Source organism: Pseudomonas sp. PA1(2017) (genome assembly GCF_001945375.1).
In the GTDB taxonomy this organism is placed as follows: domain Bacteria; phylum Pseudomonadota; class Gammaproteobacteria; order Pseudomonadales; family Pseudomonadaceae; genus Aquipseudomonas.
Window position 1 is genome coordinate 342,078 of the sequence record NZ_MSXU01000009.1, and the last position, 6,272, is coordinate 348,349.

Annotated in this window: 7 protein-coding genes; 5 read left to right on the forward strand and 2 right to left on the reverse strand. The window is 60.2% G+C overall.

What is annotated here, in order from left to right; genetic code table 11:
* Positions 1–8: 8 nt before the first annotated feature.
* The 3 genes from BVH01_RS08670 (at position 9) to rpoS (ending at position 2,968) form a co-directional block, all read left to right on the forward strand.
* Positions 9–938: a DUF368 domain-containing protein gene (locus BVH01_RS08670; protein WP_075929952.1), complete on the forward strand. Its 930-nt coding sequence runs from the start codon at positions 9–11 to the stop codon at positions 936–938.
* Between the two features lie 52 nt (positions 939–990).
* Positions 991–1,848, forward strand: coding sequence for a peptidoglycan DD-metalloendopeptidase family protein (locus BVH01_RS08675; RefSeq protein ID WP_371915292.1), 858 nt, complete (start codon positions 991–993; stop codon positions 1,846–1,848).
* Positions 1,849–1,957: 109 nt separating this feature from the next.
* Positions 1,958–2,968, forward strand: a complete 1,011-nt coding sequence (rpoS, locus tag BVH01_RS08680; RefSeq protein ID WP_075929954.1) for an RNA polymerase sigma factor RpoS — start codon at positions 1,958–1,960, stop codon at positions 2,966–2,968.
* A 119-nt stretch (positions 2,969–3,087) separates the two neighbouring features.
* Here rpoS and mqo read toward each other — a convergent pair whose 3' ends face one another.
* Both mqo and BVH01_RS08690 read right to left on the reverse strand, forming a co-directional pair.
* On the reverse strand, positions 3,088–4,590 hold the full coding sequence (mqo, locus tag BVH01_RS08685) for a malate dehydrogenase (quinone) (protein ID WP_075929955.1): 1,503 nt from the start codon (positions 4,588–4,590) through the stop codon (positions 3,088–3,090).
* Between the two features lie 480 nt (positions 4,591–5,070).
* Entirely contained in the window at positions 5,071–5,265 is a 195-nt protein-coding gene (locus BVH01_RS08690) for a hypothetical protein (RefSeq protein WP_075929956.1), read from the reverse strand.
* Positions 5,266–5,408: 143 nt separating this feature from the next.
* Here BVH01_RS08690 and BVH01_RS08695 point away from each other — a divergent pair, with 143 nt between their 5' ends.
* Both BVH01_RS08695 and BVH01_RS08700 read left to right on the forward strand, forming a co-directional pair.
* On the forward strand, positions 5,409–5,993 hold the full coding sequence (locus tag BVH01_RS08695; RefSeq protein ID WP_075929957.1) for a YajG family lipoprotein: 585 nt from the start codon (positions 5,409–5,411) through the stop codon (positions 5,991–5,993).
* Positions 5,994–6,116: 123 nt separating this feature from the next.
* Positions 6,117–6,272, forward strand: a 156-nt coding sequence (locus BVH01_RS08700; protein WP_177344610.1) for a transposase domain-containing protein, incomplete at its 3' end; no start/stop codon positions are given.

The window sequence follows — 6,272 nt, forward strand, 5'->3', positions numbered from 1 at the left end:
AAGGATGCATGAAGAAGACCTTGCTGCTGTATACCAAAGGAATGGCGATGGGCGCGGTCGATGTGGTGCCTGGTTTCTCCGGCGGCACCGTTGCCCTGATCACCGGTATATACGACAAGCTTCTCGCCTCGTTCGCCGCCATGCCCCAGGCCTTGATGCTGCTCGCACGCGGGCGCATCGCCGCGGCGTGGCAGGCTTGCAATGCCAGTTTTCTGCTGGTGGTTTTGCTGGGCATTCTCAGCAGTATCTTCACCCTGGCTCGGGCCATCAGCTACCTGATGAACGAGCACCCGGTGCCGCTCTGGGCGTTCTTCTTCGGGCTGGTGCTGGTATCCGTCTATCTGGTGGGGCGCGAGGTGCAGGCCTGGCGCGGTAACCGGTTGGTCGGCTTTGCCGTCGGCCTGGCATTCGCATTGTGGATTACCCTCGCAGTGCCCATGCAACTGTCCGCCGACCCGCTGATGTTGTTCTTCGCCGGTGCCATCGCCATCAGCGCGATGATCCTGCCGGGTATCTCGGGCAGCTTCATCCTGGTGCTGCTCGGTCTTTACCCGGTAGTGCTAGGGGCCGTGAAGAATTTCGATCTGGCCGTGCTGGCGGTGTTTTGCGCCGGTTGCGTGCTAGGTCTGCTGACCTTCTCGAAGGTGTTGAGCTGGCTGCTCGCCAACATGCGCGACCTGACCATGGCCTTTCTGGCCGGGTTGATGCTCGGCTCGCTGGTCAAGGTCTGGCCTTGGAAACAAACCCTGACATGGCAAACCAATCGTCATGGTGAATCGTTTCCACTCGAACAGGTCAATCTATTGCCGTGGCAGTTCGCCGATGTCAGTGGAGACGACGCGCAATTGCTGCTGGCCATCGTGTTGAGCCTGTGCGCTATCGCGTTGGTATTGGGCGTTGAGTGGCTGGCGCGCCGCCGCCAGGTTGAAGAGGTGTGACGTTTCGGCGTTCTTTACCGGTCGCTCGAGGCCGTCTGCAAGGGAGATTGGGGTGAGTTCCACAGCCAAACAAGGACATCGTTCCTCGGGCATGCTGCGCAACCTGCTGGTGATGACTGCCGTAGGTGCGCTGCTGGCCGGCTGCGCCAGCTCGCCATCGGGTGGTGTGCAGGTCGTCGATCGCAATAGCGCTGCTTCACAGCGCCAGCCGGTCACCTCTGGCCAGTACCGAGTGCAACGTGGGGACACACTTTACTCCATCGCCTTCCGCTATGGCTGGGACTGGAAAGCACTGGCTGCACACAATGCCATCGCGCCTCCGTACATGATCCGCGTGGGCCAGGTGATTCGCTTCGGTTCTGGCAGTTCTGGCGGGCCCGTCACCGCCTCCACGCCGCCTGCCTCGAGACCCGTCGCAACCACGCCAGGTCGGCCTTCCACGCCGGTGCAAGCGCCTCCGGCACAAACCACCACTCGTCCAACGACGCCGATCGTGACGACACCTGCCACCACCCCCGTGGAGCCGGTTCAGCGTTCCGCAACAGGTTGGGCGTGGCCGGCGAGCGGTGCGATTATCGGCCGTTTTTCCTCAAACGGTAGTTTGAATAAAGGCATTGATATAGCAGGTGAATTGGGACAGCCTGTCCTTGCTGCGTCTGGTGGATCCGTTGTCTACGCCGGGAGTGGGTTACGGGGCTACGGCGAATTGGTGATCATCAAGCACAGCGATACCTACGTGAGTGCCTACGGTCACAACCGCAGGCTGTTGGTACGTGAGGGGCAGCAGGTCAAAGTCGGGCAACAGATTGCCGAGATGGGTTCCACGGGAACTGACCGGGTGAAGCTTCACTTCGAAATTCGCCGCCAGGGTAAGCCTGTAGATCCAATGCAATACCTGCCACGTCGTTGATCTGTCGCTCGTTCACCCGCTCACGTGGGATGGACGGGCTCTGATGTTGCCAAGGACAAGCGCACATCGGAGCTTGCTGGTCGAACTCAGCAAGGGACGGAACAATAAAATGGCACTCAATACCAAGGCAGCGCCGGAGTTTGACATCGATGACGAAGTGCTCCTGATGGAGCCGGACATCGATCTTGACGAGGCTAACGACAAGGCGGCTACTGCCAAGGTCGCCACGCGTAGCAAGGCCAAGCAGCCTACCGGCAGCAAGCAGCACAAGTACATCGACTACACCCGGGCGCTCGATGCCACTCAGCTGTACCTCAACGAAATCGGTTTCTCTCCACTGCTCACTCCTGAAGAAGAGGTGTTCTTCGCGCGTTTGGCGCAGAAGGGCGATCCCGCCGGGCGCAAACGCATGATAGAAAGCAACCTGCGGCTGGTGGTGAAGATCGCCCGGCGCTACGTGAATCGCGGGTTGTCGCTGTTGGACTTGATCGAAGAAGGCAATCTCGGCCTGATTCGCGCCGTCGAGAAATTCGACCCGGAGCGCGGCTTCCGCTTCTCCACCTACGCCACCTGGTGGATCCGGCAGACCATCGAGCGGGCGATCATGAATCAGACCCGCACCATTCGTTTGCCCATTCATGTGGTCAAGGAACTCAACGTCTACCTGCGTGCTGCGCGGGAGCTGACCCAGAAGCTCGATCACGAACCTTCCCCCGAGGAAATCGCCAATCTCCTGGAAAAACCGGTGGGCGAGGTCAAGCGCATGCTTGGCCTCAACGAGCGGGTGTCTTCGGTGGATGTATCCCTGGGGCCAGACTCCGACAAGACGCTACTCGACACCCTTACCGATGATCGCCCCACCGATCCTTGCGAGTTGCTGCAGGACGACGATCTATCCCAGAGCATCGACCAATGGCTGTCGGAGCTGACCGAGAAGCAACGCGAGGTTGTGGTACGACGCTTCGGTCTGCGTGGCCACGAAAGCTGCACGCTCGAGGAGGTTGGCCAGGAGATCGGCCTAACGCGTGAGCGCGTGCGGCAGATTCAGGTCGAAGCACTCAAACGACTGCGCGAGATACTCGAGAAGAACGGCCTTTCCGCCGACTCGCTGTTCCAGTAACACCCGGCCTGCCAGGCCCTCGGCCAGTCAGCTTGCTGACTGGCTTTTTTATTGTCGCGGGCACTGAACTGAAGAAATGAAAACGGCGCCTCCAGGGCGCCGTTTTCGACAGGCCTTGATCAGGCCGGCAGGGCATCTCGCAACTGCAGCAGCGTATCCGACTGTGCCTGAACGGCGCGGTATTGCTCGGCGTCACTGACCAGCGTCGCGGCGGGTGCCGGGAACATCTCGTTCAGCTTGCTGCTCCACTCGGCTGACGCCGATTGCTCAGGGAAGCAGCGGCGGATCAGGTCGAGCATGATCGAGACGGTCACCGAGGCGCCAGGGGAGGCACCAAGCAGAGCGGCAATGGAGCCATCCTGAGCAGCCACGAGCTCGGTACCGAATTGCAGAATGCCGCCTTTCTTGGCGTCCTTCTTGATGATCTGCACGCGCTGGCCGGCAATCTCCAGGCGCCAGTCGCTGGCCTTGGCCTGCGGGTAGAAGCTGCGCAGGGTATTGAGGCGCTGCTCCTGGGACTGCATGACTTCCTTGACCAGGTAACGCGTCAGGTCGAAGTTGTCGCGGGCCACCGCCAGCATCGGGCCAATGTTGTTCAGGCGCACCGACATCGGCAGGTCGAGGAACGAGCCCTTCTTCAGAAATTTGGTGGTGAAGCCGGCATAGGGCCCGAACAGCAGCGATTTCTTACCGTCGACCACGCGCGTATCCAGGTGCGGCACCGACATGGGCGGCGAGCCGACTTCAGCCTGGCTGTACACCTTGGCCTGATGCTGGTTCACCACGTCAGGGTTGTCGCAGCGCAGCCACTGCCCGCTGACCGGGAAGCCACCGAAACCCTTGCCTTCGGCGATGCCGGACATCTGCAGCAGGGGCAGAGCGCCGCCGCCAGCACCGAGGAACACGAAGCGGGCCTGGATCTGGCGATGATTGCCGCTCTTCTGATTCTTGGTGCTCACGCGCCAGCCGTGCTCGTTGCGAGTGAGGTCGGTAACGCGCTGGTTGAAGGTCACCCGTGCCTCGTTCTGCTGAACCAGGTGGTCGAGCAGGCTCTTGGTGAGCGCGCCGAAATTGACGTCGGTGCCATTGGCCACACGGGTCGCTGCGATCGGCTCGTTCGGGTCGCGGCCAGGCATCATCAGCGGCATCCATTCGTTCATGGTGGCGCGGTCTTCGCTGTACACCATGTCTTCGAAGGCGTGGTGCACATGCAGCGCCTCGAAGCGCTTCTTGAGGTAGTCGATGCCTTTCTGGCCACGAACGAAGCTCAAGTGCGGAACAGGATTGATAAAGGACTTGGGCGAGCCGAAGGTGCCTTTCTTGACCAGGTAGGCCCAGAACTGTTTGGACTCCTCGAACTGCGCGTTGATGCTCACTGCCTTCTTGATATCGATGGAGCCGTCGGCAGACTCGGGGGTGTAGTTGAGTTCGCACAGGCCGGCGTGCCCGGTACCCGCGTTGTTCCACGGATTGGAACTCTCTGCCGCACCGAAGTCCATTGCCTCGACGACTTCCAGCTTGATACCCGGATCGAGCTCCTTGAGCAGCACCGCCAGCGTTGCGCTCATGATGCCGGCACCGACCAGCACTACATCTACAGCTTCGTAATCGTTCTGCGCCATTACCACATCTCCAAAAAATCAGCGTCCAGTCATAGGCCGTCGGCCTGGGCGGCAAAGGCGCCTGTCAGCGGTTGCCGAGCTGTATTGAGGATTGGGATAACGGGAGGAGGTCGCCGTGTCCTGCCGCAAGATGATTCATATGTTCGCCACACTCTTGTGAAGTTATTGAAACCGTTTTTTCACGTCCTTTTGGAACGCGAACCTCAAAAGTTCATGTGCCTGTTGGGCCGTTCCAGCCGGCAGATGTTCCGCGAAAACGCGGCCATCGCATGGAGGAGGGCCTTCGATATCGAGCAGCACGAAGTGGGCGACTCTCTGTGGCGTTGCCGATGGCATGACTGCATCAGCGGTACGGCGATGCCGATCAGGAGGCGTCCTTATAATCGGGGCGCGATTATAAGGCGAAAGCGGGGGAAGTGATCAGGTGCGTGTGACTTTTATTGCACATGCAGCGAAGCAGGCGGATGCCCGAGCTGGCGCTCAATGGCGGGCAAATGCGCTTTTCGGCAAGGGCGCGCCGAGCCAGGTCAGACGCTGCTCCTTGACCTCGTGCCAGCCCGCGGGGCCCGGTGGCTGGGCACTCTGGCGAAACGCGCGGCAGATGCCATGCTCATCCAGGCAGGCGTAAATGCGTGGGTTCGGGGTGGCGGCAAATTTCTGCAGAAGTGCGCGCATCAAACAAGCTCCGTTCATGCAAAGCGACCAAAGTCTTATACCTCCAGCATGTGACGAGAGCGTGACGCGGAACCGCGCTCACCGTTTGCAGGTCGATTCGTTATACTTCGCGAGCCTTAAGCGCCCCTCATGGAGAACCGAGTATGAATCGCCTGTTGTTTGGTCTGGTTGCCGTTATCAGTCTGGCTCTTGTCGGTTGTGCCCACAGCCCGCAACAGCTCAGCCCACAGCCCAGGCTGATTGGGTCACTGACTCCCGTTGGCCAAGGCCAGCCGGTGGTGGTGCGCGTGGTGGATGGGCGTCCTTCTCCGGTACTGGGCACTCGCGGCGGTCTGTATCCGGAGACCAGCGCCATCAGCGTATCGGGCCAGGACGTGTTGCCCAAGCTGCAGGCTCAGGCCGAGGCAGCCGTACGCCTGCTGGGCTTCACCCCGTCGGCCAATGCCTACAACGCGCCACAACTGACCCTGACCCTGGCCGAACTGAAGTATCAGTCGCCCAAGGAAGGCATGTACGTGACAGAGGCCGATATGACCGCCAGCTTCCGTGCCGATGTGCAGAACAGCAACCGTCGTTACAGTGGCCGTTATGGCGCTTCGCTGAACCAGCGTTTCGGCATGGCGCCTAACCAGGAAACCAACACCAAGCTGGTCAGCGACGTGCTGAGCGATGCCCTGACCCGAGCTTTCAAGGACCCGACCCTGGGGCAGATTCTCAGCGGTCAGTGATCTGACGGCAGACAAGAAAAAGCCCCGACACGTCGGTAATGCTGTTCACTTAAGCATTTGAGTCCAAGCCGGGGTTTCTAGAAAATCCGATACCAGCCTCCTGGTATCGGATTTTTTATGCCTATTCAGCAGCAGTTACTCGACCTCGGCGATCTCTTCAACTTCTCCGACCTCAGCACCTTCACTCAGAACATTCCTGTCGAATGGGTCGCCAGTGCGCTCAATCTCTCCGCTCAAGCCACTATTCGGCGCAGGCGTCTGCCGAGTGATCAGGTGCTT

Excerpts from the sequence above, each read along its gene's own strand:
- BVH01_RS08670 (WP_075929952.1), top strand. The coding sequence starts at position 9 with ATGAAGAAGACCTTGCTGCTGTATACCAAAGGAATGGCGATGGGCGCG.
- rpoS (WP_075929954.1), top strand. The coding sequence starts at position 1,958 with ATGGCACTCAATACCAAGGCAGCGCCGGAGTTTGACATCGATGACGAA.
- mqo (WP_075929955.1), bottom strand. The coding sequence starts at position 4,590 with ATGGCGCAGAACGATTACGAAGCTGTAGATGTAGTGCTGGTCGGTGCC.
- BVH01_RS08690 (WP_075929956.1), bottom strand. The coding sequence starts at position 5,265 with ATGCGCGCACTTCTGCAGAAATTTGCCGCCACCCCGAACCCACGCATT.
- BVH01_RS08695 (WP_075929957.1), top strand. The coding sequence starts at position 5,409 with ATGAATCGCCTGTTGTTTGGTCTGGTTGCCGTTATCAGTCTGGCTCTT.